General features: G+C 68.6%; 24 protein-coding genes. 2 read left to right on the top strand and 22 right to left on the bottom strand.

What is annotated here, in order from left to right:
• Window positions 1–176: 176 nt before the first annotated feature.
• From HDC36_RS03125 to hisS, 21 genes are all read right to left on the bottom strand, one after another.
• Window positions 177–1,025 carry a sulfotransferase gene (locus tag HDC36_RS03125; RefSeq protein WP_179564341.1) on the bottom strand — a complete coding sequence of 283 codons (849 nt, stop codon included), beginning with the start codon at window positions 1,023–1,025 and terminating at the stop codon, window positions 177–179.
• Window positions 1,019–1,723 carry an SDR family NAD(P)-dependent oxidoreductase gene (locus HDC36_RS03120; RefSeq protein WP_179564340.1) on the bottom strand — a complete coding sequence of 235 codons (705 nt, stop codon included), beginning with the start codon at window positions 1,721–1,723 and terminating at the stop codon, window positions 1,019–1,021. The genes HDC36_RS03125 and HDC36_RS03120 overlap by 7 nt, the downstream gene beginning before the upstream one ends.
• Window positions 1,720–2,475 (bottom strand): hypothetical protein, encoded by a 756-nt coding sequence (locus HDC36_RS03115; protein WP_179564338.1) that lies wholly within the window; start codon window positions 2,473–2,475, stop codon window positions 1,720–1,722. The genes HDC36_RS03120 and HDC36_RS03115 overlap by 4 nt, the downstream gene beginning before the upstream one ends.
• A gap of 5 nt (window positions 2,476–2,480) precedes the next feature.
• Entirely contained in the window at window positions 2,481–3,728 is a 1,248-nt protein-coding gene (locus tag HDC36_RS03110; protein WP_179564336.1) for a coproporphyrinogen-III oxidase family protein, read from the bottom strand.
• Between the two features lie 101 nt (window positions 3,729–3,829).
• On the bottom strand, window positions 3,830–4,111 hold the full coding sequence (locus HDC36_RS03105; protein ID WP_179564334.1) for a phosphopantetheine-binding protein: 282 nt from the start codon (window positions 4,109–4,111) through the stop codon (window positions 3,830–3,832).
• On the bottom strand, window positions 4,104–5,453 hold the full coding sequence (locus tag HDC36_RS03100; protein ID WP_179564332.1) for a class I adenylate-forming enzyme family protein: 1,350 nt from the start codon (window positions 5,451–5,453) through the stop codon (window positions 4,104–4,106). Before HDC36_RS03100 ends, HDC36_RS03105 begins: the two co-directional genes overlap by 8 nt.
• Window positions 5,450–6,001: a hypothetical protein gene (locus tag HDC36_RS03095; RefSeq protein ID WP_179564330.1), complete on the bottom strand. Its 552-nt coding sequence runs from the start codon at window positions 5,999–6,001 to the stop codon at window positions 5,450–5,452. The genes HDC36_RS03100 and HDC36_RS03095 overlap by 4 nt, the downstream gene beginning before the upstream one ends.
• 173 nt (window positions 6,002–6,174) lie before the next feature.
• Window positions 6,175–7,455: a hypothetical protein gene (locus tag HDC36_RS03090; protein WP_179564328.1), complete on the bottom strand. Its 1,281-nt coding sequence runs from the start codon at window positions 7,453–7,455 to the stop codon at window positions 6,175–6,177.
• Window positions 7,456–7,464: 9 nt separating this feature from the next.
• On the bottom strand, window positions 7,465–8,274 hold the full coding sequence (locus tag HDC36_RS03085; protein ID WP_179564326.1) for a CCA tRNA nucleotidyltransferase: 810 nt from the start codon (window positions 8,272–8,274) through the stop codon (window positions 7,465–7,467).
• A gap of 68 nt (window positions 8,275–8,342) precedes the next feature.
• Window positions 8,343–9,116: an ABC transporter permease gene (locus HDC36_RS03080; RefSeq protein ID WP_179564324.1), complete on the bottom strand. Its 774-nt coding sequence runs from the start codon at window positions 9,114–9,116 to the stop codon at window positions 8,343–8,345.
• Between the two features lie 60 nt (window positions 9,117–9,176).
• Window positions 9,177–9,998, bottom strand: coding sequence for a GrpB family protein (locus tag HDC36_RS03075; protein WP_343204312.1), 822 nt, complete (start codon window positions 9,996–9,998; stop codon window positions 9,177–9,179).
• Window positions 9,999–10,678: 680 nt separating this feature from the next.
• Window positions 10,679–11,302 (bottom strand): bifunctional phosphoribosyl-AMP cyclohydrolase/phosphoribosyl-ATP diphosphatase HisIE, encoded by a 624-nt coding sequence (gene hisIE / locus HDC36_RS03070; protein ID WP_179564322.1) that lies wholly within the window; start codon window positions 11,300–11,302, stop codon window positions 10,679–10,681.
• Window positions 11,292–12,068 carry an imidazole glycerol phosphate synthase subunit HisF gene (hisF, locus tag HDC36_RS03065; RefSeq protein ID WP_179564320.1) on the bottom strand — a complete coding sequence of 259 codons (777 nt, stop codon included), beginning with the start codon at window positions 12,066–12,068 and terminating at the stop codon, window positions 11,292–11,294. Before hisF ends, hisIE begins: the two co-directional genes overlap by 11 nt.
• Window positions 12,062–12,796 carry a 1-(5-phosphoribosyl)-5-[(5-phosphoribosylamino)methylideneamino]imidazole-4-carboxamide isomerase gene (hisA, locus tag HDC36_RS03060; protein WP_179564318.1) on the bottom strand — a complete coding sequence of 245 codons (735 nt, stop codon included), beginning with the start codon at window positions 12,794–12,796 and terminating at the stop codon, window positions 12,062–12,064. The genes hisF and hisA overlap by 7 nt, the downstream gene beginning before the upstream one ends.
• Entirely contained in the window at window positions 12,793–13,395 is a 603-nt protein-coding gene (gene hisH / locus HDC36_RS03055; RefSeq protein WP_179564316.1) for an imidazole glycerol phosphate synthase subunit HisH, read from the bottom strand. The genes hisA and hisH overlap by 4 nt, the downstream gene beginning before the upstream one ends.
• Window positions 13,396–13,423: 28 nt before the next feature.
• Complete coding sequence (hisB, locus tag HDC36_RS03050; protein WP_179564314.1) at window positions 13,424–14,497, bottom strand: bifunctional histidinol-phosphatase/imidazoleglycerol-phosphate dehydratase HisB; 1,074 nt, start codon at window positions 14,495–14,497, stop codon at window positions 13,424–13,426.
• Entirely contained in the window at window positions 14,494–15,603 is a 1,110-nt protein-coding gene (gene hisC / locus HDC36_RS03045; protein ID WP_179564312.1) for a histidinol-phosphate transaminase, read from the bottom strand. The genes hisB and hisC overlap by 4 nt, the downstream gene beginning before the upstream one ends.
• A complete protein-coding gene (gene hisD, locus HDC36_RS03040) occupies window positions 15,600–16,895 on the bottom strand; it encodes a histidinol dehydrogenase (RefSeq protein WP_179564310.1) in 1,296 nt (431 codons plus the stop codon). The genes hisC and hisD overlap by 4 nt, the downstream gene beginning before the upstream one ends.
• Window positions 16,892–17,806 carry an ATP phosphoribosyltransferase gene (gene hisG / locus HDC36_RS03035; RefSeq protein WP_179564308.1) on the bottom strand — a complete coding sequence of 305 codons (915 nt, stop codon included), beginning with the start codon at window positions 17,804–17,806 and terminating at the stop codon, window positions 16,892–16,894. The genes hisD and hisG overlap by 4 nt, the downstream gene beginning before the upstream one ends.
• 9 nt (window positions 17,807–17,815) lie before the next feature.
• Window positions 17,816–18,142: a YerC/YecD family TrpR-related protein gene (locus tag HDC36_RS03030; RefSeq protein WP_179564306.1), complete on the bottom strand. Its 327-nt coding sequence runs from the start codon at window positions 18,140–18,142 to the stop codon at window positions 17,816–17,818.
• 414 nt (window positions 18,143–18,556) lie between these two features.
• Complete coding sequence (gene hisS, locus HDC36_RS03025; protein ID WP_179564304.1) at window positions 18,557–19,960, bottom strand: histidine--tRNA ligase; 1,404 nt, start codon at window positions 19,958–19,960, stop codon at window positions 18,557–18,559.
• A 110-nt stretch (window positions 19,961–20,070) separates the two neighbouring features.
• On the opposite strand from hisS, the gene HDC36_RS03020 reads away from it, so the two are divergent.
• Window positions 20,071–20,826, top strand: coding sequence for a helix-turn-helix domain-containing protein (locus tag HDC36_RS03020; protein ID WP_218847981.1), 756 nt, complete (start codon window positions 20,071–20,073; stop codon window positions 20,824–20,826).
• Window positions 20,827–21,170: 344 nt separating this feature from the next.
• Window positions 21,171–21,491, top strand: coding sequence for a hypothetical protein (locus HDC36_RS03015; RefSeq protein WP_179564302.1), 321 nt, complete (start codon window positions 21,171–21,173; stop codon window positions 21,489–21,491).
• Window positions 21,492–21,590: 99 nt separating this feature from the next.
• Here the strand turns inward: HDC36_RS03015 and thrC are convergent, their stop codons facing one another.
• Window positions 21,591–22,892, bottom strand: coding sequence for a threonine synthase (gene thrC, locus HDC36_RS03010; protein ID WP_179564300.1), 1,302 nt, complete (start codon window positions 22,890–22,892; stop codon window positions 21,591–21,593).
• Between the last annotated feature and the right edge of the window lie 240 nt (window positions 22,893–23,132).

Raw genomic sequence — 23,132 nt, 5'->3', positions numbered from 1 at the left:
TCCCGCAGTCCATATCCGCTGCTCGCCACACCAAGGGCCGAAGGCGCGCCCCCCCGATGCGGTGCGCACCGGCACCCAGCGCGGCCGGCGAACCCGGCCGCGCGCAACCGTAGCAGGCCCGAATCCCTGCCGACCTGCGATTTTGCTGGCGACTGACGCGCTTCGGGCCGAAGCGGTCAGGCATGTCCCCAGGCGTCAGGCCATGGCCTGCCCGCCGCCACCGGAAAACCGGCGTTGAGCTCCCGGGCGCGTTGGCGCAGGCGCAGGCGCAGCGCGTCGGGGATCGCGACTCCCCCCTTGCCGGCGTGCAACCGGGAAGCGTCGGGATTCATTTTGCGGCGAAGATGCTCCGGCAGGTCGCGCAGTTGCTTCATCGCCATCGTCCGCACCGCCTCGCGCGCTTGCCGGGAGTCGAAGCTCACCGCAGCGTCCCGGTCGATCCCCAGCCAGCCGCAGAGGTCGCGGAAACCGGCGCCCGGTGCCGCGTACATCTCCTCGAACGTCATCAACCGCAACCGCTCTTCCGGGAAGAACTGGCGCCAGCGCGACAGCGGCCCGGTCACGTCCAGCAGGTTGAGGTAGTGCAGTCCGAACGGGAAATACGTGGTCGCAAAGCGCGTCTCGCCGGTGCGGAAGATCGCCGCCTCGGGGTCCGCGTCGCCTTCGTTGCCCGTGCGCAGATACAGTTCGTACAGGCTGACCAGCATGTCCGCCGGATTTCGCAACAGCAGCACGATGCGCGCATCGGGATGCGCCTTCGCGATCAACGCCGGCGCCTCGTGGCTGTAGAAGTACCAGACCGAGGCCTCGGCGCGATAGCGCTGATCGCCGGCAACGGCGAACAGCCGTTGGTAATCCGCAGGATCGGACACGGTATGCGGTTGAGCGGGCAGATCCGCGGCGTAGAAATGCGGTTCCTTCAGCACGGACGCGTAGACATCGGGATGCTGCTTCAGCGCGGCGAACAGCGACGTGGTGCCGCATCGTGGCGCGCCGATGACGAAGAGATTCGGCGCCTTCACCACGGAAAAATCGCCTTGTCCTTGTAGAACTTTCCGGTCTCGCCGCCGCCATCGGCCAGCCACAGGATGGTCTCGGCCCCCTCCTCCGGCGAACGCGGCGCGGCGATGCCGCCGAGCTTGGTCCTGACCCACCCCGGGGTCATGCAGTTGACGCGGATGCCGCTGTCGGCAAGCTCGATCGCCAGCGCCTGGGTCAGCACGTTCAATGCCGACTTCGAGCTTCGGTACGCCAGGTTGTTGCCTTCGATCTTGGTGGAGCTGCCATGGCCGCTGGACACATTGATGATCTGCGCCTGCGCACGCTCGCGCATCAGGGGCAGGACGAGCTGGATCAGGCGCCACGGGCCGAAGAAATTGACGTCGAACGTCGCCCGCGCCTGCGCCTGGGCTTCCGTGCTGGGCTTGTCGCGCACGCCGACGGAGACACCGGCGTTGTTGACGAGCAGGTCGATATGCCCGTGGGTTTGGGCGACGACGTCGATCGCCGCCGCCATCGACGCTTCGCAACAGACGTCCAGTTGGATCGGCGTCACGTTGGTCAGCTGGCGACGCTCGACCGCCAACGCGCCGTCGGCCAGATTCCGGCAGCCCATGTACACATGCAGGCCGCGCTGGGCGAGGCCTTCGCATGCGGCGAGGCCGATGCCCCGATTGCCGCCGCTGATGAGGGCGACGCGATCGCCGGCTGTCGTTTCGGTCATGCTGCATCCATCCGGTATTCCGGAAAGCGGTTGAACAGGAAGGCTTCCCTGCGCACGACGAAGTCGCGCAGGTTGTCGTCGAAGTAGTCGCGCGCGTGCGGGCGCGCCCGCGCTTCGTGGGCCTCGTCCGGCAAGACCCGGCCGTGCTCGCGGACGGCTTTCGACAGCGACGCATCCGCGCCATGGCGCTCGAGATAGTCGGCGAGGTCGTCGTTGAGCGTCTCGGTCCGCAGGAACTCGACCGGATACTCGAACGCCTGCAGGTGTCCCCGATCGAGGTCTTGCTCGTCGATGCCGGCGAATGCGCTCTTCGGGTCCTTGCAGAAGAAGCGGATGAACTGCTCCGTATGCCATCCGAGCGCACGCTCCGCCGGCAGCTTCGGAGTGTCGTATCCGCTGGCCACGCCACGATGCACGTTGACGAAGAAGCGATTGGCGATCGCGACGAACGCGTCGAAACCGACCTGGGGATACTCGGGAAAGTCCCGCTGGATCAGCGCCGGATCGCAGTATTCCTGCGGATGCGTCTTCCACCAGCCGTAGTGGTACTGGGACACGTAGCGGTCGAAGGGCGAGCGCATGACCGAGAGGATGGGCTTGCCTCGGTCGGCGTCCGGGATCTCGTCGCAGGTGGCGTGTTTCCGCCCGGTTTCCACGGCCTGCGCGCCATACACGCGCCGCAGCATCTGGGTGATGAAGGTTCCGCCCGTCTTGGGCATGTGGATGAAAACGAAATCCGGCGTTATCAGCATCGTGGTCAGGCCTTGAGCGGCCTCGCGTTGCCGGTGAGCCGACGCCTCAACGCCGCGCCGAGATAACGGCCGCAATAGTCGCCGTAGATGACGCCCTCGTCGGTGAGGCGCAGTCGCTGGTCCTTGAGGGTGACCAGGCCTTGGCGCTGGAGGTGCGCGAGATCCTCGGCGAGCATCATGTCCAGGTGCACGCCGTGCCTGTTCTGGTAGTCGGCGAGATCGATCGAGGTCGTCTTCAGCCCCATCACCAAGTCGCGCAGCATATGGTCGGCGCTGCTGATCTCCAGCACCCGCTGGGTCGGGATCAGTCCGCTCTCGACGCGTTCCAGATATGCGTCGATCTCGGTGATGTTCTGCCTGCTGCGGCCGCCGACGGTTCCGAACGCCGACGCGCCGAAGCCATACATGTCTTCGCCGCGCCAACGGCTGATGATGTGATGCTGCGGATACTTCCCTTCGCGGGTAAAGGTGAAGTACGTGGACGGCAGGTAGCCGGCCTCGCGCAGGCGCGAAAGCCCCCAGCGCGCGAACGCCATCTCCTGATCCGGCCCGGGCAGCGAGAGCGTGCCTTGCCGGACGTCGTTCATGTAGTGCGCGTTGGAGTACAGCTCCATCTTGTACACGGTGACGGCATGCACCCCGAGGGAGACGGCACGATTGATCGAGTGCTGCCAGCTCTGCATCGTTTCGCCTTCGAGCCCGGACAGCAGATCCACGTTGACCACTGCGCCGGTGCTCAGCGCGCGCTCGATCGCGCGCGAATTCTTTTCGTCGGTATCGTGGCGGCCGGTCAAGGCGACGACGCGGTCGTCGAAGGACTGAATGCCGAAGCTGATCCGGTTGACGCCGAGGTCCGCCAGACCGTCGATCATGCGGTTGTTCAGCGTGATCGGCTCGATCTCGAAAACGAACTCCGGCGCGTCCAGCACGAAGCATTCCTCGATCTTGCGCTTGATCCGCCGCAGCTGCTCGGGCTGGATCACGCTGGGCGTGCCGCCGCCGAAATAGATCGACTTCACGCGCCGTCCGCGCAGCCTGTGCGCGTCGGCGACCAGCTCGATCTCGCGGCACAAGGCGTCGACGTAGCGCTCGCGGACCGCGTGCGAAGACTCGGACAGGATCTCGATCTTGAAGAAGCAGTAGCGGCAGCGCTGCAGGCAGAACGGAATATGGAAGTACAGATGCAGCGGCTTTTCGGACAGCAGATCGGCGTCGCCGGCCGACTTCCAGTAACGCTGGGGCGGCCACGCCACCACGAAGCCGTCGCGGTTCGGCGCTTCGTTGCGATAGTCCGGCGGCGCTTCGATCGGCGGCGCGCCCGCGTCGCCGACCAGCGCGATCGTGAGGTTCTTCATTACGCGCTGGCCTCGTCCGCGTGCTCGGGCAGGCGCTTCAGCACCAGCGCCGCCACGCTGTCGAGCGACTTGAACGTGCCCGAATCCAGATCTTCGTCCAGGATGCGGATCGGGAAGCGGCGCTCGAGATGGTCGATGAACTCGGCCATGCTGATGGAATCCAGCGCAAGTCCGTCTTCCAGGAAAGAAGCCCCGTCCTGGATCTGCTCGTAGCGCACGTTGAGATCCAGGTCCTCGGCGATGAGGCGCTTCAAGATGTCGACGATCTGAGACTTATCCATGGCGATACTCCTTGATGATGGTCTTCCTGTCGGGTTTTCCGCTACCCAGGCAAGGCAGATCCGACACGAGCGTGTAGTGGTCCGGCCGGGCGAAGGCCGGCAGGGTCATCGATGCGTGGCGCTTGAGGGCGTCGATGGTCAAGGCCGAGGTCGAGGGCTTGATCACGGCGGCGATGGCCTTGCCGGCCGTGGTCTCGTCTTCGAGCACGATCGCCACGGCCTGGTCGACATCCGGCCAGCCCATGATGGCGCCCTCGAGATCGGCCAGGATCAGCAGCTTGCCCGCGCGGTTGAGGCTGAGATCGGCCCGTCCGCGTATCGCGAAACCGCCGCTGTCGTCGAAGGTCGCGATGTCGCGCGTGTCCCACTCGGCGGGCAACGCCGACAGCGTTCCCTGGTGGGCGATATGCGTCGCGGCATGCGGATGGCTCACGATGAGAGTGCCTTGCCCGGCGTCGACGTCCGCGACGCATGCGCGCACGCCTTCGAGCGGACGCAGCGCCTTGGGTGCGTTGGGCTCGGAGATCGCCACCACGCCGAGCTCGGAACTTCCGTAGAGGTCGAAGACGCGGTTGAACACCCGTTGCGCCTGCGCGTGCAGCAAGGGCGGCGTGCCGTCGCCGGCGAGCACGAGGCCGCGGCAACTGGCGACCGCATCGCTCTTGCGCTGCAGCAGCATGCGCAACAAGTGCGGCGTGGAAAAGACCCAGGTCGGCTGTGCGGCCCGCAGCGCATCGTTGAATCCGAGCAGATTGGCCCTGGCCAGCAAGTGGATCTGCGCGCCGGCCAGCAACGCCGGAATCAATGCCGCGCCGAGGCCGTACATATGGTGCAGGGGAACGGTGATCAGCACCTGGTCGTGCGCGCCGAGTTCGAGCCGGCGCAGGACCATGGCGCCGGTCGCGAGTAGATCGTCGTACGCATGCCAGATCACTTTCGGCGTGCCCACAGTACCCGAGGACAGCACCGCCAACCCGTCGGGCCATCGCACATGCCCAATGGGCGGCGGCGCGATCTCCGGAGGCGAGGCCGTTGCGTCGTTCCCGACCGCCGCGCCGATATGCGCGTCGCACAGGGCCGGTGGCGTGGCGTCGCCCGCGCAGAGCAGCAGCGGATGCCCGTCGACGATGGCCGCCAGTTGCAGCGACAGCATGCCGAGATCGCCGATTCCCAGCAGCGCGACCCGCCTGTGCATACGGTAGGCCTTCCATCGCTCGCGCCCTGTGTCCAGGAGCTGTTTCAGCGTCGCGCTTTCGCCATTGAGATGCACCACGCTGCCGCTAGCGGCAAGCGCGTCGCGCCAGCCCTGCGCGCGGAACGGAGCGAGGGCCGCTGCGTTCATCGCGCGCGCTCCAGGGATTCGTTGTTGAGGATTTCGCTCACTTCGACGCAGTGGGCGCCATTGAGCCGCATCGCGTAGCGTCGCGATATCGCCCAGGTCGATTCCGTCCGCAGACTGCGCGGCGCCGGCACGCGCAGGGTTTCCAGGTCGGTCTTTTCGAGCAGACCGCGGTCGTGCGGATCGAACAGCTTGCCGATGCCCACGCTGCCGTCGAGAAGCCTTTGCCGCTGCTCCGCGTCGATGCAGGCCAGTTGGATCGACGATTCGGCGACCAGGAGGATGTTGCCCGGGTCGCGCACGTACAGCCGGGAACGACGGCGCAGGACCTCGCTGCCGTCGGCTTGCGCCTCGATGCATTGACCCAGGACTTCAACCTCTACGGGCAATCCGGCGACGGCCTCCAGAAAGAAGGTGGTCGAACCCTGCAAGGCCAGATAGTCGTTGAGCCGCTGCGATGGCATGGCTTCGGCCCAGAGGCTCCCGGCATACGGCTCCGAGGAGGTCGTGTCCGGAGAAGCAGTCCAGGAAGCCAACAGGTGCGAGGTCATGCGCGTTCGTCCTTGAGAGAATCCCGCAGGCCGCAGACACACGGCTGTCAGATGCACAACGCATCATTGTGCATTTCCTTATGCTCCGGGGGCATTTGCCGAGTATATTCAGAAGACGCAGCGGAAATGTAGACAAGCGACGGCATCGCCCGCCGGATATCCGCGCATCGACATCACCGCGTTCGCGGCGCGAGCACCGTTTCGACCGGGGCCGAAAACACCCACGCGGTCTCGCGGCAGGGTTGGTTGTTGGGATCGCAACCGCCGACGTACAGCGTTCCTGGTTCGAAGGGAGACGCAGCGAAGCTGCGAGCGGCGAAAAGCGCTGCCGGCGCTTCCAGGTCCGCCGTTTCGATCCGTCCGAGCGTATGCCGCCGCCCTCCCGGATCGCGGATCAGATACCAGGCATCCCGCACCCACTCATCCGTCGGATGGATGTCGACCCGCGTGCTGTAACTGGCGCCGACGCCGGCCAGCAACAGCGCCTGTCCGGTACCGGGATCGACCACGGGCGTGAAGTCGTCGTAGGCCACCACGCCGAACGCCGGGCGTTTTCCCCAGTGCATGCCCAGGAAGTCGAGCACGTCCAGTTCCAGGGTCTCGCGGAAATCGTCGCGCGGGTCGATCCGCACTATCCGGCAGCGGTCCCCTTCCAGCGCCGCCAGCAGCACCTGGCCCGATCCCGAGGGATGGGCAACGGCGGTGAGTCCGCGGTATCCGCAACTGGGAAAGATCAGCGGGTCCGCGATGGTGTGGACCTTCTCCCATCGCGGCGCCGGGCCGTCGATGCGTCGATACAGGTGCGGCCGGATGCTGACGTACAGGTGGCCATCGCATTGGGTGAAGGCCATCGGACGGCGCCGATAGCCGGACAACTCGGCATGTTCGTCCCAGCGGATCTTGCCCGGCGCGTCCCGGTCGTAGCTGCCGCTGAAAATGCCGAGCGGCAACGTCCCGGCAAAGACGCGCTCCTGCCCGGTCACGGTGTCGCGATGGACGAAGAAGCTGCGGGTGCTGGTCAGGCCGGAGCCGACGCCCAGGCGCGTGCGCGCCCACGTCTCGGCTTCGTCGTCGAAGCAATCGACATACACCGCACCCTGGCTGTTCGAGGGACCGGCGAGCAGCAGCGAGACCGGGGCATCGAGCGTGCGGCCGCGCCCGTCCTCGGTGAACGTCACCGATTTCAGCAACACCCGCCAATAGTCGCGATCGTATTCGTGGGCCTGCCGCCACTCGCCGTCCGCCCGGTCCAGCACGGCGATCTGCGCGCCGACCGGCGGATCGCCCGGCAGATACCGGTTGTGGGTGTAGGACAGCGAAGAAAACAGCCGCCCGCGATGCGGTACCAGGTGCAGCACTTCGGTGCCGCTGAGCAGTCGGCCACCGCCGTCGCGCATCCCGGCCTGAAAGACGCGGCGGAAAGGCGCCGGCGTGGTGGCGATCGGTGCATCCATGCGAGCCTCTCAGGCGAAGAAGGAATCCAGCGTGTCGATCGAGGCCGGCTGGCGGGCGTGCGCATAGAGCGCGCGCTTGAACGCCTCCTGCTGGTCGCTCTCCACACGCAGATGCTCGGGAGTCCATCGCCGGATGCGCGTGCCCATGCCCTGGATGTCGCGATCGGCGTGACTGTCCAGATAGGCGAGCACGTTGCTGGTGGCCGAGTAGCCGCGGCTGAGGAATTGGGCGATGCGGAAGGTCATCCGGTAACTGGCTTCCAGCACGCGAGGATGGGCGATGAGTCTGAGCGATTTTTCGCGCAGATCGCCGACGCCGCAGCCCAGGGGATCGAGCAGGACCCGCTCGGCGCAGTCGTAGTAGAACGCATTGACCGAGAAGTCGCGCATGAGCGCGTCCTCGGTCAGATCGGCGCGCGCGACGAAACGCGTGTTCCACATGTCGCCGTTCTGGATGTCCTTCCAACTGCGCAGGATATTGATGTCCACCGCGCCCGAAGCGGCGTCGCCCCAACGCAGGACGCCGAAACGGTCGTTGCGCATGCGCAACGCAGCGGCGTCGGTACCGGGATAGGCGTCGCACAGCAGGCGGTGCGCTTCGTCCAGGCCGCAGTCCAGCGCCAGATCGATGTCCTTGGCCGGCAGGCCTGCGAGCCAATCCCTCGGCGTGCCTCCGATGATGAAGACGCGCTTGCCCGCGCGTCGGAACACCTCGATGAGGTCGCGCACGCGCACGTCGCATCGGTCGTCCCGATACACCTGCTGTTCCAGAGCGGCTTCCACTCGCTCGGGTGCGAGCGATGCATCGATGATCTTCATGTCGCGAGATACCTGATCCTGGTGGCCGATCATCGCCGCTGCGTCCCGCGCACGCTTCCCCACGATGCTCAGGACCTGATGCCGACGCCTCTGCCGAGCAGCGTCAGCGCGAAGGCGGCCAAGCCTATAATGAACAACAGCATCACCACAAGCGAAGTGCCGATGCCCGCCGTGTCCATGCCCAGCACGCCATAACGGAACGCGCTGATCATGTGCATGAGCGGATTGAGCCGCGAAATGCTCTGCCAGGGTTCGCCCAGCAGGCCGACCGGATAGAACACGCCGCCGAGATAGGAGAGCGGCGTCAGGACATAGGTCGACACGTGCCCGGTGTCGTAGAAGTTCTTCGCGTATATGGCGACGATGATGCCGACCAGGGCAAAGATCGTGGCGGCCAGCAGTGCCGACAGGAAGACGATGGAGGGATGCGCGATGCGCGGCGAGGTCAGCGACAACGCGACCAGCAACACCAGGCCGCCGACCAGGAAACCGCGCACCACCGCACAGGTCACATAGCCCAGCAGGATCGTCCAATCGCGCATCGGCGATACCAGCAGCTCTTCTATCGCGCGGTTGAAGCGCATGAAATAGAACGCGCTGGAAGCGTTGGCGTAGCTGTTGGTGATGATGCACATCATCACCAGGCCGGGAGCGATGAATTGCACATAGCTGAACCCGTCGAAGGTGCCGATGCGACTTCCGATCAGCTTGCCGAAGATCGCGAAGTACAGAACCATCATCGCCAGGGGCGGGACCAAGGTCTGCACCCACATGCGGAACATGTGCGCGACCTCGCGCCGGACCAGGCAACGCAGGGCGATCAAACTATGCGACGCGTTCATGCCGCACCGGGTTGCGTCTGAAAGCGGAGAGCGTGCGTCGCGACGGCGGTTGCGGGCATGTCAGTTACGCATGCGCCACGCGTTGGCGCGCGCGGTGATCCGCACGACGAGGACTTTCTTGAACACGCTGTATTCCATCCAGGTCTGACCGGGCACCGCCGCCAGCGCCTGCTTGAGGTCCAGGTAGCCCTGCCGCTCCTCCGGGAAGGCGCGCAGGAAGTCGCGGAAATTCAGGATGTCGGCGAATCGAGGATTGTCGGCGGCGCAGGTGTGCACGACGAACGAGCGGCCGCCGTCCTGCCCGATGCGCCAATGCCACGAGAACCCCGCATCGATCGGACTTTCGCCATACGCCTGATAGCCGAGCCCGGCCAATATCCGCGACTGGCGCTCTGCCGGAAGCGATGCGCCGGTCGCCACCGCGATGTCCAGGATGTTCTTGCTCGGCAGGCCGGCAATGGACGTGCTTCCGATATGTTCGATGCCGACCACGTCCTCGCCGACCAATGCCTCCAGCAGCCGACCTCGCTCGTCCTCGAATGCCTGCGGCCAGCCCGCGTCGTACCGGCTCTGCACGTCCAGCTCCAGCGCCGGCGGGCGCACGCGCGAGTAGCGGCGCACGAGGTGTTCGACGGTCTCCGCGCCCAGCTCACCGGGGAGCACCTGCTCCTTGAGCCGCCTGATGACGCGCGCCAGCTGGAGGGCGCCGCCGGTCTCTCTCGCCTGGGAACTCACGACGGCACGCGGCATCGCCCACGCGTTGTCATAGCGTCGCCGATGATCAGGAAACCCAGATACGGTCGCCGGTTGCAGCCGGAAGCGGTGATCTCGGTGTGCAGGGACCTGCGGGAACACCGACGCACCAACCGCCTGTTCAACCACGCGTGACTCCCGACGGTCCCCTGCCGATCCCCGACTAGCGCATTCGGCTGGCGCTCAAGCCCGCGGGTGGCACGGCTCCATGGAACATGGCGGTTCCATTGGAGGCATGGGATACGCGCTTTCGGTGTCCGGCCGAGGTCCGCGTACCGCTCAGGAAGCGCATCGCCCGGATCGGCGGCGGTTGCATCCAGCTTACCTGCCATTGCATCTCCATTGCATGTGAGTTGATCGGCGCAAGCGCTGTGCGTGGCCCAAGCATCCCGGCACTGCGGCATTCCGCGCCCAGCATCGCCGGCATGCGGATGCTTATGGATGGCCATGGTCGTTGTCAAGCGACATCAGGCCGGCGGAGCAGCCGTCGGACTCGATCACGAACACCGCGCACCCTGCTCCACCGTGAGGCCATAGCGGCCCGGCGCATCGGTCCGCACGATGTGCACGCCGTCGACACCTGCACGCCGGCGATGCCGCGCTCGCCGATGCTGCGACCCACGTGGCCGTCGCGCTCCCGGTAGATGCTGCCGCCGATCGTCGCCAGCTGCGCCAGCGAGGATGCCGCGACAGTCGGCAGGCCGGTGAGCACTGCGGCGCGCGGCGACGTGCGTGGAGTCCGGCGATCGAAACAGGCCGCGATGGCAGCCACCGTCGCGGCACGACGCGCTGGCTGCCGCCGCGCCAGCCTACTTGTGCCGGGCTTCCAGCACCGCGACCGCATCGGCCAGCGCCAGGCCGCGCGCGCGCAGCAGCACGGTCAGGTGATACAGCAGGTCGGCCGATTCGCCGAGCAACGCTTCATCGTCCTGCGCCACGCCGGCCAATGCGGTCTCCACGCCTTCCTCGCCGACCTTCTGCGCGATGCGCCGCGTGCCCTTCTCGAACAATTGCGTGGTGTAGCTGCCCGGCGGACGCTCGCGTTCGCGTTGCGCGACCAGGCGGTCGAGCGCGCCCAGGAACTGGCCCGGCGCCTGCGGGAAGCAGCTCGTGCGGCCGAGGTGGCAGGTCGGGCCGTGCGGATGCGCCAGCACCAGCAACGTGTCGCGGTCGCAATCGGTCTCGATCGACACCAGGTCCAAGGTGTTGCCTGAGCTTTCGCCCTTGGTCCACAGGCGCTGCTTGCTGCGGCTGTAGAAGGTGACCTTGCCGCTGGCGCGGGTCGCCGCCAGCGCGTCGGCATTCATGTAGCCGAGCATCAGCACGCGCAGCGTGGCCGCGTCCTGCACCACCACCGGCAGCAGGCCATCGCCCTTGCTCCAGTCCAGTTCCGCATCCGCAGTCGCGGCGGCGGCTTCGTGCTCATGCGCCATCGCGCACCTCGATCTGTCGTTGGCGCAGGAAGCGCTTGAGGTCGGGAATCGGAATCGCGCCGCTGTGGAACACGCTGGCGGCCAGGGCGCCGTCCACGTCGGCCTGCTCGAATACGTCGGCGAAGTGCTGCAGTTCGCCGGCGCCGCCGGAGGCGACCAGCGGCACCTTGCACAGCGAGCGCACCTCGAACAGCTGGGCGATGTCGTAGCCGCGGCGAACGCCGTCGTTGTCCATGCAATTGAGCACGATCTCGCCGGCGCCGAGTTGCTGCGCTTCCACCACCCAGTCCACGGTGCGCACGCGCAGCGCCTGGGTCTTGCTGGGATCGCCGGTGAAGCGGCGCACGCGCCATTCACCGTCGTCCTCGCGGATCGAATCGATGCCGACCACCACGCATTGCACGCCGAACGCCTCGGCCAGTTCGGCGATCAGCGCCGGGCGTTCCAGCGCCGGCGAATTGATCGAGATCTTGTCGGCGCCGGCATGCAGCACCGCACGTGCGGTGGTGACGTCGCGGATGCCGCCGGCCACGCAGAACGGGATGTCGATCAGCCGCGCCACGCGCTCGACCCAGGCGTAGTCGACCGAGCGCCCTTCCGGGCTGGCGCCGATGTCGTAGAACACCAGCTCGTCGGCGCCCTGGTCGCGGTAGCGCAAGGCCAGTTCGACGATATCGCCCATGTCGATGTGGTCGCGGAACTTGACGCCCTTGACCACGCGGCCGTCGCGCACGTCCAGGCACGGGATGATGCGCCGGCTCAGCATGCCAGCGCCTCGTCCAGGCGCAATCGCCCTTCCAGCAGCGACTTGCCGAGTACCGCGCCGGCGCAGCCGACCTCGCGCGCGGCGCGCACGTCGGTGGCGTCGCGGATACCGCCGGAGGCCTGCACGTGCACGCCCGGCGCGATCCGGCGCAGGTAGGCGTACAGCTCCAGGTTCGGCCCGGACAGCATGCCGTCGCGGGCGATGTCCGTGCACAGCAGGTGTTTCAGCCCGGCCGCGGCGTACTCGACCGCCAACGCTTCCAGGGTCAGCGAGGAGGTCTCGGTCCAGCCCAGCACCGGCAACCGCCACACGCCCTGCGCGTCCTGCCGCGTGTCCAGCGCCACGGTGATGCGCTCGGCGCCGAACTCGGCCAGCCATTCCAGCACCGACTCGCGGTCGCGCACCGCCAGCGAGCCGATCACCACGCGCGCGGCGCCGGCGTCGAGGATGCGTTGCACGTCGGCGCGCGAGCGCACCCCGCCGCCGGTCTGCACCTGCAGTCCGGTCTGCGCGCGGATCTGGCTCAGCAGCGGCGCCAGGGTGTAGCCACCGGCGCGCGCCGCGTCCAGGTCCACCAGGTGCATCCAGCCTGCGCCGGCGTCGGCGAAAGCCTGCGCGCGCGGCAACGGATCGTCGCCGTAGTGGGTTTCGCGGGCGTAGTCGCCCTGCACCAGCCGCACCACGCGGCCGTCGCGGATGTCCAGCGCGGGATAGACGAGGAAGCTCATGGGAAATCGGTCTCGAGGAAGTTGCGCAGGATGCGCGCGCCGGTGCTCGCCGAGCGCTCGGGGTGGAACTGCGCGCCGCAGCGGCGGCCGCGTTGCACCACCGCGGTGAACAGGCCGCCATGGTCGCAGGCGGCCACGGTGTCGGCGGTGACCGGTGCGGCGTAGCCATGCACGAAATAGGCGGTGGCGGTGTCCGGCAGGCCGTGCAGCAGCGGCGACGGACGCATCGGCAGCAGCCGGTTCCAGCCCATGTGCGGGACGCGGATGCCCAGCGCCGGCGGCATGTGCCGGACCACGCCAGTCAGCAGGCCCAGGCAATCGACATCGCCTTCCTCGGAATGCTCGAACAGCAGCTGCATGCCCAGGCAGATGCCGATCAGCGGCACCTCGAGCGCGCGCAGCGGCTCGATCAGGCCTTGCTCGCGCAACCGCGCCATCGCGTGCGGTGCGGCGCCGACGCCGGGCAGGATCACCCGGTCGGCGCCCTGCAGCCCGGCGGCGTCGCGCACCAGCCTGGCTTCCACGCCCAGGCGTTCGAGCGCGTAACGCACCGAGCCGAGGTTGGCGCCGCCGGCATCGATCAGGGCGACATCGGTCATCGCAGCGTCCTCGAAGCACCTGCGCGCATCACAGCACGCCCTTGGTCGAAGGCAGCGCCGCACCCTCGCGGCGCACGGCCTGGCGCAGGGCGCGCGCCAGCGCCTTGAAGCAGGCCTCGACCTTGTGGTGGTCGTTGTCGCCGTGCACGCGCAGGTGCAGGTTCAGGCCAGCGGCATCGCACAGCGAACGGAAGAAGTGCGGCACCAGTTCGGTCGGCATGTCGCCGACGCGCTCGCGCCTGAACTCGCCTTCGAACACGAAGTACGGGCGGCCGCTGAAATCCAGCGCGGCGCTGGCCAGGGTCTCGTCCATCGGCAGGGTGAAGCCGTAGCGGCCGATGCCGCGCTTGTCGCCCAGCGCCTGGCGCAAGGCCTGGCCCAGCGCCAGGCCGGTGTCCTCGATGGTGTGGTGCTCGTCGATATGCAGGTCGCCCTCGGCGCGCACGTCCAGGGCGAAGCCGCCGTGCTTGCCGATCTGCTCGAGCATGTGGTCGAAGAACGGCAGGCCGGTGGCGCAGTGCGGGTCGCGCGCCAGGTCCAGGTCGATCTCGACCGCAATCCGGGTTTCCTTGGTGTCGCGCTGCACCCTGGCGCGGCGCGGCGCATCGGCCAGTTCGTGGGCGATGCCGGCCCAGTCCCAGTCGCCGCCGAATTGCTCGGTCTTCAGCTGGAAACCGCGGATGCGCAGGTTCTCGGCGAACTGGATGTCGGTGAGGCGGTCGCCGACCATCGCCGAACGCGCCCAGTCGATGCTGCGGTCCTGCAGGTACGGCAGCATCAGGCCGATGCCGGGCTTGCGCGTGGGCGCGTTGTCGGCCGGCCAGCTGCGGTCGACCAGCACCTCGCGGAAGGCGATGCCCTGGCTGGCGAAGATCTGCAGCATCAGGTCGTTGGGACCTTCGAACGCGGCCTGCGGATAGGCCTCGCTGCCGAGGCCGTCCTGGTTGGTGACGATGACGAACTGGTAGCCGGCATCGCGCAATTTCAACATCGCCGGGATCACGCCCTGCACGAAGCGCAGCTTCTCGTAGGCGTCGATCTGGAAATCGGCCGGCTCCTCGATCAGGGTGCCGTCGCGGTCGACGAACAGGATCGGGGTCATGCCGCCGCCCTCCCCGCCTGCAGCGCGCCGAGCACGCGCTGGTTCTGCTCCGCGGTACCGAGGGTGATGCGCAGCGCATCGCCCAGGGTCGGCGCGGCGCGCTGGTCGCGCACCACCACGCCAGCGCCGAGCAAGGCGCCGAACGCGGCCTCGGCATCGTCGAAGCGCAGCAGCAGGAAGTTGCCCTGCGACGGATACACGCGGCGCACGCCGGGCAGCGCGGCCAGTGCGGTGGACATGCGCTCGCGCTCGCGGCGGATCTCGGCCACGCGTGCCGCGGTCTGGCGCAACGGCTCGGCCTGTAGCGCAGCCAGCGCCAGCTGCGTGCATGGCGCCGGAATCGGATACGGCGCCTGGCAGCGGCGCAGCACCGCGATCAGCGCCGGATCGGCGATCACGCAGCCGATCCGCGCCGCAGCCAGCGCATGCGCCTTGGACAATGTGCGCAGCACCGCCAGATTGGCGTGACGCGCCAGCAGCGTGGTCGCAGACGGCACATCGGAGAATTCGCCGTAGGCCTCGTCGACCACCAGCAAGGCGCGCCCGTGCAGGCGCTCGGCGGCGCGTTCGATCTCGGCCAGCGGGATCGCCGCACCGCTGGGATTGCCCGGCGAGCACAGGAACACCAGCTTGGCCATCTGGCTCAGTGCTGCATCGACCACCGCATCGACGTCGGTCACCAGTCCGGCCACGTCCTCGCGCAACGGCACTTCGACGATGCGCGCGTTCTGCAGGCGCGCGCAGACCGCATACATGCCGAACACCGGCGGCGTGATCACGATCGCGTCGCGGCCCGGCTCGCACAGCGCGCGCAGCAGCAGGTCGATGGCCTCGTCGCTGCCGCGGCCGAGCAGCAACTGCTCCGGCGCGCAGGCGTACAGCGATGCCAAGGCCGCACGCAACGCTGGCGGCTGCGGATCCGGATAGCGGCGGTTGCCGGCGTCGCGGTCGGCCGGGTTGGCCCAGGCCGATTCGTTGGCGTTGAGCCAGACCTCGCCCTGCAGCGCGCTGCTGCGCGCCGAGGAGTAGCCGGCGAAGTCGCGCAGGTCGTGGCGGACCAAGGCCAGCATCGATCCCGGCATCTGCGTTCCGTTGTGCGCGCTCATGCCGCCTTCTCCATGCGCAGCGCCACCGCATTGGCATGTGCGTCCAGGCCCTCGGCGCGGGCCATGGTCACCGCGCAGGCGCCGATCGCGGCGATGCCGGCGCGGCTGGCGCTCTGCACGCTGACGAAGTTCTGGAAACTGGCGACGCTGACCCCGCTGTAGGCGCGCGCCGCGCCGTTGGTCGGCAGCACGTGGTTGGTGCCGCTGCAATAGTCGCCCAGCGCTTCCGGGGTGTAGTCGCCGAGGAACACCGAGCCGGCCGCCTCGACCCGCTCCAGCCAGCCGCGCGGCTCGCGCAGCGCCAGGATCAGGTGCTCGGGCGCATAGCGGTTGCTGATCGCGAAGGCATCCTCGAGCGTGCCGACCTGGATCAGCCGCGACGCGGCCAGCGCCTGACGCGCGATCGCCGCACGCGGCAGCGTCGCCAGCTGGCGCTCGATCTCGTCCTCGACCGCATCGATCAGCTCGGCGCTGTCGGACAGCAGCAGCACCTGCGAATCCGGGCCGTGCTCGGCCTGCGACAGCAGGTCGGCGGCGACGAACGCGGCATCGGCACCGACATCGGCGATCACCAGCACCTCGGACGGGCCGGCCGGCATGTCGATCGCCGCCGCACCGGCCTGCGCCACCTGCTGCTTGGCCTCGGTGACGTAGCCGTTGCCCGGTCCGAACAGCTTGTCGCAGGACGGCACCGACTCGGTGCCGAAGCCCATCGCCGCGATCGCCTGCGCGCCGCCGAGCTTGAACACGCGGTCCACGCCGGTCAGTTTTGCGGCGACCAGCACCGCCGGATCGGCCGAGCCGTCGGCGCGCGGCGGCGTGCACAGCACCACCTCACGGCAGCCGGCCAGCGCCGCCGGCACGCACAGCATCAGCGCGGTGGACGGCAGCGGCGCGCTGCCGGCCGGCACGTACAGGCCGACCCGGCCGATCGGCCGCACCACCCGCTCGCAGACCACGCCCGGTGCGGTTTCCACTGCATATGGCTGGGTCATGCCGGCGCGGTGGAAGGTCTCGATCCGCGCCGCGGCCTGCGCCATCGCCTCGCGCAGCACCGCAGGTACAGCCGCTTCGGCGGCGGCGAACTCGTCGGCGCCGACCTCGAAATGCTGCAGCACCACGCCGTCGAAACGCGCGGTGATCTCGCGCAGCGCGGCGTCGCCGCGGCTGCGTACGTCGTCCAGCAGCTGCGCCACCGCGGCGCGAGTCTGCGCGGCGACGGTCTGCGCCGGCCGGGTCAGAGCCTGCGTGCGCGCCTGCGCGTCGAGCGAATTCCAGTCCAGTCGGTTCATGCCAGCGAACGCTCCACCGTCAACACCATCAGCCCCTGCGCGCCGGCGCGCTCCAGTTCCTCCATACGCTGCCAGGTGATCGCGCCGTGGCACATGGTCTGCAAGTGCAGCGGGCCGTCGGCGTCGCCGGGCAGTTGCACCAGCGGATCGGCATCAGGCAGCAACCGGGTCAGTTCGGCGACGTGGTCGCGCGAGGCGCGGAACATCAGCAGCTTGCTGTCGCGCAGCTTGAGCACGCCGTCGAGCCGGCGCAGCAGCATCGCCGCCAGCCCGGCACGGGCGTCGCCCGGTTCGCGCACCGGCCCGGCCAGCACCGCCTCGCTTTCCAGCAACGTCTCCACCGGCTTGAGCTGGTTGGCGGCCAGGGTCGCGCCGCTGGAGACCAGATCGCAGATCAGGTCGGCGGTGCCCAGGCGTGGCGCGATCTCCACCGAGCCGGACAGCTCCACCACCTGCGCGTCGAGGCCGCGCGCTTCCAGCCAGTCGGCCAGCACCGCCGGATAGCTGGTGGCGATGCGCTTGCCCTGCAGTTGTTCCGAACCGGTCCACTCCCAGCTGTCGGGCACCGCCAGCATCAGCCTGCACTGGCCGAAGTTCAGCCCGCGCAACGCGCGGTAGGCCTCCGGCAGGCCGTTGCGGCGGCGCTCGCCGGCCTGCTCTTCCAGCTCGTTGCGGCCGACGATGCCGAAATCGCAGACGCCGTCGGCGATCAGCCCGGGGATGTCGTCGTCGCGCACCAGCAACAGGTCCACCGGCAGCGACTCGCCGTAGCAGAACAACTTGTCGCGGCTTTCGCGCCAGCTCAGCCCGCAGGCGGCCAGCACCGCCCGCGCCGGCTCGGCCAGGCGGCCGCTCTTCTGGATCGCGATACGCAGCCGGTCACGCGCCGGCGCTGCCAGGGAAGCACTCATCAGGACATCTCAATGGGAATCGGAGGGGCGCGCCGCTTGCCGGCGCAGCGCCGTGGCATAGCCGCCGGCGCCGTATTCCAGGGTCCGCGCGACGCGGCCGATGGTGGTCACGCTGACCTGGGTCAGCTCGTGGATCTCGCGGTACGGCACGCCCTTGAGCAGCAGCGGCACCACCCGCCAGCGATCGGACATCGCCTCCAGCTCGGCCGGCGTGCACAGGTCCTGCAGGAATGCGGCGACCTCCTGCGGCTTGCTCAGGTGGGCCAGGGCGCGCGAAAGCGCCTTGAACGAGGTGTCGCTGTCGCGATCGGGTTGCGTGGCGGGTCGTTGTTTCATTGCAATAATGTAATAGCGTGTTAGTACATTAGCGCGATTGGACAGACCGGGTCAAGCCGCGGCTTGCGGGCGTTCTGCGGTTGTTGTGTTCGGCCCCTGATGGGCGCGAGGTCGCCATGCGATCTGTCGCGGCTGAAGCCGCTCCTACGACGCACGCACACCGCTCCCTGCAGGAGCGGCTTCAGCCGCGACAGGCACTCGCAGCGATCGCATCGGCCAAGGGTGCACGCACCGCTTAGGTCGCCGCCACGGGAACGCCTGGTTGCAACAGCGAACGCGCCTTGCGCTCGCCGTTGCGTGTGCGGCTTCAGTGGCGGCAGGCTCTGGTCATCCGCGTCGCGACTGAAGTCGCTCCTACAAGGGACATGCGGCGCGCCCGTCCAGGCTGCGCCATCCCCGGCCCTGCCGGCCCGCTCAGGGCATGACCTTGGCCTGCTCCAGCTCGACCAGCAGGGTGCTGGCGAGTTCGTCGCGGGCGACGTCGAACTGCTGCTCGCGCACCAGGTCCTTGACCGCGACCACGCCGCGCGCCAGTTCGTCGTCGCCGGCCAGCACCACGAAGCGGATGCCGGCGCGCGCGGCGTACTGGAACTGCTTGCCGACCTTCTTCGGCTCCATCTGCACTTCGGTATTGATGCCGCCGACGCGCAGGCGACGAGCGATGTCCAGCGCGTCGTCCAGCTTGGCCTCGTCCATCAGCGCCACCATCGCCTGCACGCTGCTGGAGGCGATGCCGTCGATCAGCCCGGCCTCGCGCAGCTGCCAGAACAGGCGGGTCAGGCCGATGGAGATGCCCACGCCCGGCAGCCTGGACTTGCTGTAGTGGCTGGCCAGGTCCTCGTAGCGCCCGCCCGAGCAGATCGAGCCGATCTGCGGGTAGTCGGTCAGCAGGGTCTCGTAGACGGTGCCGGTGTAGTAGTCCAGGCCGCGGGCGATGGAGAAGTTCAGGCAGTACGCGGTCTCCGGCACGCCCAGCGCCTTGACCAGGGCCAGCACCTCGCGCAGCTCGGCCACGCCCTCGCGCAGCGTCGCGCTCGACTCGGCGGCCGCAGCCAGCGCATCCAGCCGCGCCAGCGCGTCGTCGTGGCCGCTGGAGCGCACCGCGACGAAGGCCAGGATCTGCTCGACCTGCTCGGCCGGGATCGCGAAGCCTTCGCCGGCCAGCGTCTCGCGCACGTAGTCGGCGCCGCGCTTGTCCAGCTTGTCGACCTCGCGCAGCACCGCCAGCTGGCGCTCGCCCTCGGCCACGCCCAGGCTCTCGAAGAAGCCGCGCATCAGCTTGCGGTTGTTCAACTGCACCGCGAACGCGCCGATGCCCAGTTCGGCGAACACCGCGTGGATCACCGCCAGCACTTCGGCGTCGTAGCGGATGCTCAGCGCATCCTTGCCGATCACGTCGATGTCGCACTGGTAGAACTCGCGGAAACGGCCGCGCTGGGCGCGCTCGCCGCGGTACACGCGCTGCATCTGGTAGCGGCGGAACGGGAAGCTCAGCTCGTGTTCGTGCTCGGCCACGTAGCGCGCCAGCGGCACGGTCAGGTCGAAGCGCAGCGCCAGCTCCGGCAAGCCGCCCTCGCCGCCGGCGTCGGCCGCAGCGTTGGCCAGCGCGCCGGTGGACTGCACGAAGTACACCTGGCGCTCGGTCTCCCCGCCGGACTTGGTCAGCAGCACGTCGGACAGTTCGAACACCGGGGTCTCCACCGGCAGGAACCCGAACCGCTCGTAGTTGCGGCGGATGACGTCCAGCATGCGCTGGAACGCGATCTGCTCGCGCGGCAGCAATTCCATGATGCCGGGCGGCGTACGGGGCTTGATCACGTGCAAAACTCCTGCGATTCGGGGGCGAGCGGACGCCAATTCTAGCCGCACCGACTGCTGGCGGCCGCATCGTCGTATCATTCCCCGGTGCCGACGCCGCTGCCACGCCCATGACCAGGCCTCCTTCCGGATTCGCCCTGCCCTATGCCGAGCCCGCCGCGGCACGGGATCCGCGCGCGCACGAATGCCTGCATTGCGCGGTGCGGCACCTGGCGATCTGTTCGGCGCTGGCCTGCGACGAGGTGCAGGCGCTGGAACGGGCGACCACCTCGCACGCCTACGCCGCCGGCGCCACCGTGGCCCGCACCGGCGAAGCGCGGCAGGCGGTCTATACCGTCACCGCCGGCGCCCTGCGTCTGGTGCGCACGCTGGCCGACGGCCGCCGCCAGGTCGCCGGCTTCGTGTTGCCGGGCGACTACGTCGGGCTCAGCGAATCGGCCAAGCACCGCCACGACATCGAAGCCATCGCCGACAGCCGCGTGTGCCGGGTCCCGGTGGCGCAGATGCAGCAGCTGCGCAGCCAGTTCCCGCAGCTGGAACGCAAGCTGCTGCAACGCGCCTGCCTGGAACTGGACGCCGCGCAGGACGCGGCGCTGGCACTGGCGCGGCTGCAGCCGTCCGAGAAGCTGGCCGACTTCCTGCTCAAACTGGCCGCACGCGCGGCGCGCCAGGGCGACTCGGGCAACAAGGTGACCCTGCCGATGGGCCGCGGCGACATCGCCGATCATCTGGGCCTGACCATGGAAACGGTGAGCCGCACCTTCACCAAGCTGCGCCAGCAAGGCCTGATCGCGCTGCCGCAGCTGCACGTGGTCGAGATCCGCGACTTCGCCGCCTTGCACCGGCTGGCGTCCGACGAGGACTGAGCAGGACGACGGCGGCGATTTTTTCGCCAGCCCCTGTCTACACCTTGCACCACCGGGGCCGCACCGACTTATCCACAGGTTTCCAGGGCAACGCTCCACATCCGCTGTGGACAACCCGCCGTGCCCGCCCGCGAACGCTTTGGGCTCCCGACGCAGATTGCGCCTGGCTGGACAACCCGAGCGAGCCGACGCCTCCGGATCGGCGCGAACGCCGCCCGGCGACATCTCCATGAATGCTTCAGACCCGAGCCATGCCTTGCCACGCGCGCGGGCATAGACTTGCGCCGCGATACACCTGCGGCGGCGCCGCGGTGCCGGAGGGGGGAACCAACGGGAGGGCAACCATGTTCGTCGCCATCGATGTGCCGCAAGACCCCCGCGCCTGCGTGATGCTGGATCGCGAAAGAGAACTGGACTTCTGGAAGGCGCACTTCGCCCAGGCTCCGTTCCATCAGCCCGGGCATGCGTTCGCCGACTACGAGCCGGCGCTGAAACTGGCCTACGACGCCTACTTGAAGTACCACGGCCAGCGCTTCGAGGACGTCGCCCCGCAGCTGCGCGACGTGTTCCTGCGCGACCATCCCCGCTCGCGCCTGGACTGGCTGCAGGTGCGCAGCGTGGTGCAGGCCGCCTGGTTGCGGCTGCAGCCGCAGGATCAGGACTGAGCTGCGCCCCGGACCGCGCGCCACGGTGCGCGCGGGACGCAGGCGGCGGCGCGGCGGCCCGGACAGCGGTGCCGCCGCCGGGTCAGGCGGCGGCAGATCTCAGCCGGCCAACAGGCGCGCGCGCAGCGCCGTGTAGTCCGGCGCGATCGGCTCGGCGTGCGCCGGTCGCTGCAACAAGGCCGCCAACGCCGGCGGCACCGGCACCGGCTGACCGATCAGCGGCTCGACCACCGCCTCGAACTTGGCCGGATGCGCGGTCGCCGCCACCGCCCAATCGCCGGCATCGGCCTCCGCGCCCTCGGCGCGGATCTGCTGCAACACGTGCAACGCCGTCGCGGTATGCGGGCAATGCACCTCGCCGTAGCGGCGGAAGCGCTCGCCGATCAGCTGGCGGATCTGCGCGTCGTCCACCGAATAGGACTGGAACTGCGCGCGCAGCGCGGCATCGTCGCCGCGATACAGCCAGCGCAGGCGCTCGAAATTGCTCGGCGCGCCGACGTCCATGGCATTGGCCACGGTGGCCACGCTGGGCTGCGGCGCGTAGTCGGCGCCGGCAAAGTAGTCCGGCAGCACGTGGTTGGCGTTGGTCGCCAGCACGATGCGCCCTAGCGGCACGCCCAGTCCGCGCGCCAGGATCGCAGCCAGCGCATTGCCGAGGTTGCCGGTCGGCACCACCAGGTTCAGCGGCTGCGCGCGCCCGGCGTAATGCACCAGCGCGCTATGCGCGTAATAGCTCATCTGCGGCAGCAAGCGGCCCAGGCTGATGCTGTTGGCCGAACTGAGCGGCGCCTGCGCCTGCAGTTCGACATCGTTCAAGGCCTGCTTGACCAGCGCCTGGCAGTCGTCGAACGAGCCGGCCACGCGCAGCGCCTGGATGTTGTCGCCGAAGCAACCCAGCTGGTGCGCCTGCCGCGGCGACACGCGCCCGTCCGGATACAGCACCACCACGCGCAGGCCAGGCTGGCGATGGAAGGCGGCGGCCACTGCCGCACCGGTGTCGCCGGAGGTGGCGACGAGGATGGTCAGCGGCGTGGCGGCATCGCGGCGCAGCCGGGCCAGGCAGGCGGCGAGGAAGCGCGCGCCGAAGTCCTTGAACGCGGCGGTCGGCCCATGGAACAGCTCCAGCGCATGGTCGCCGGGCGTGGCCAGCGGCTGCAGCAGCGCATCGAAATCGAAGGCTTCGGCGCAGATCGCCGGCAGCTCGGCGGCAAGCGCGTCGCCGTCGAAGAACGGGGCCAGCAGGGTCGCCGCGGTCTCGGCCAGGCTGGCGCCGGCCTGCAGCTCGCGCACCGGCGGCATGCGCTCGGGCACGTACAACCCGCCATCGGGCGCCAGGCCGGCGGCGATGGCCTGGCTGAGGCTGGCGGCGGGCGCGGCATTACGGGTGGAAATGAAGTTCATGGTGGTTCCATCAACAGGGGGAGTTCGATCGCGCTGTCATCCGTGACTGTGGCACTGCTTGGTTGCTGCTCTTGTTGCTGCTCTTGATTGTTGCTCTACCCTTGCTTCGGCTGTGGCTTTTTTTGTTTTTCGATCTCCCGTGAGGCGCGGCAAGCAGGATGGGCACAACCCCCGCAGGGGGCGACGCGCAGGATGCGCGTCGTTTTCGGCAGGCACATGGATGTGCCTTCCGAAAATTCC

The sequence above is a fragment of the Xanthomonas sp. JAI131 genome, from assembly GCF_013410075.1.
In the GTDB taxonomy this organism is placed as follows: Bacteria; Pseudomonadota; Gammaproteobacteria; order Xanthomonadales; family Xanthomonadaceae; genus Xanthomonas_A; species Xanthomonas_A bonasiae.
This window is presented reverse-complemented; position numbering and strand designations above follow the sequence as displayed.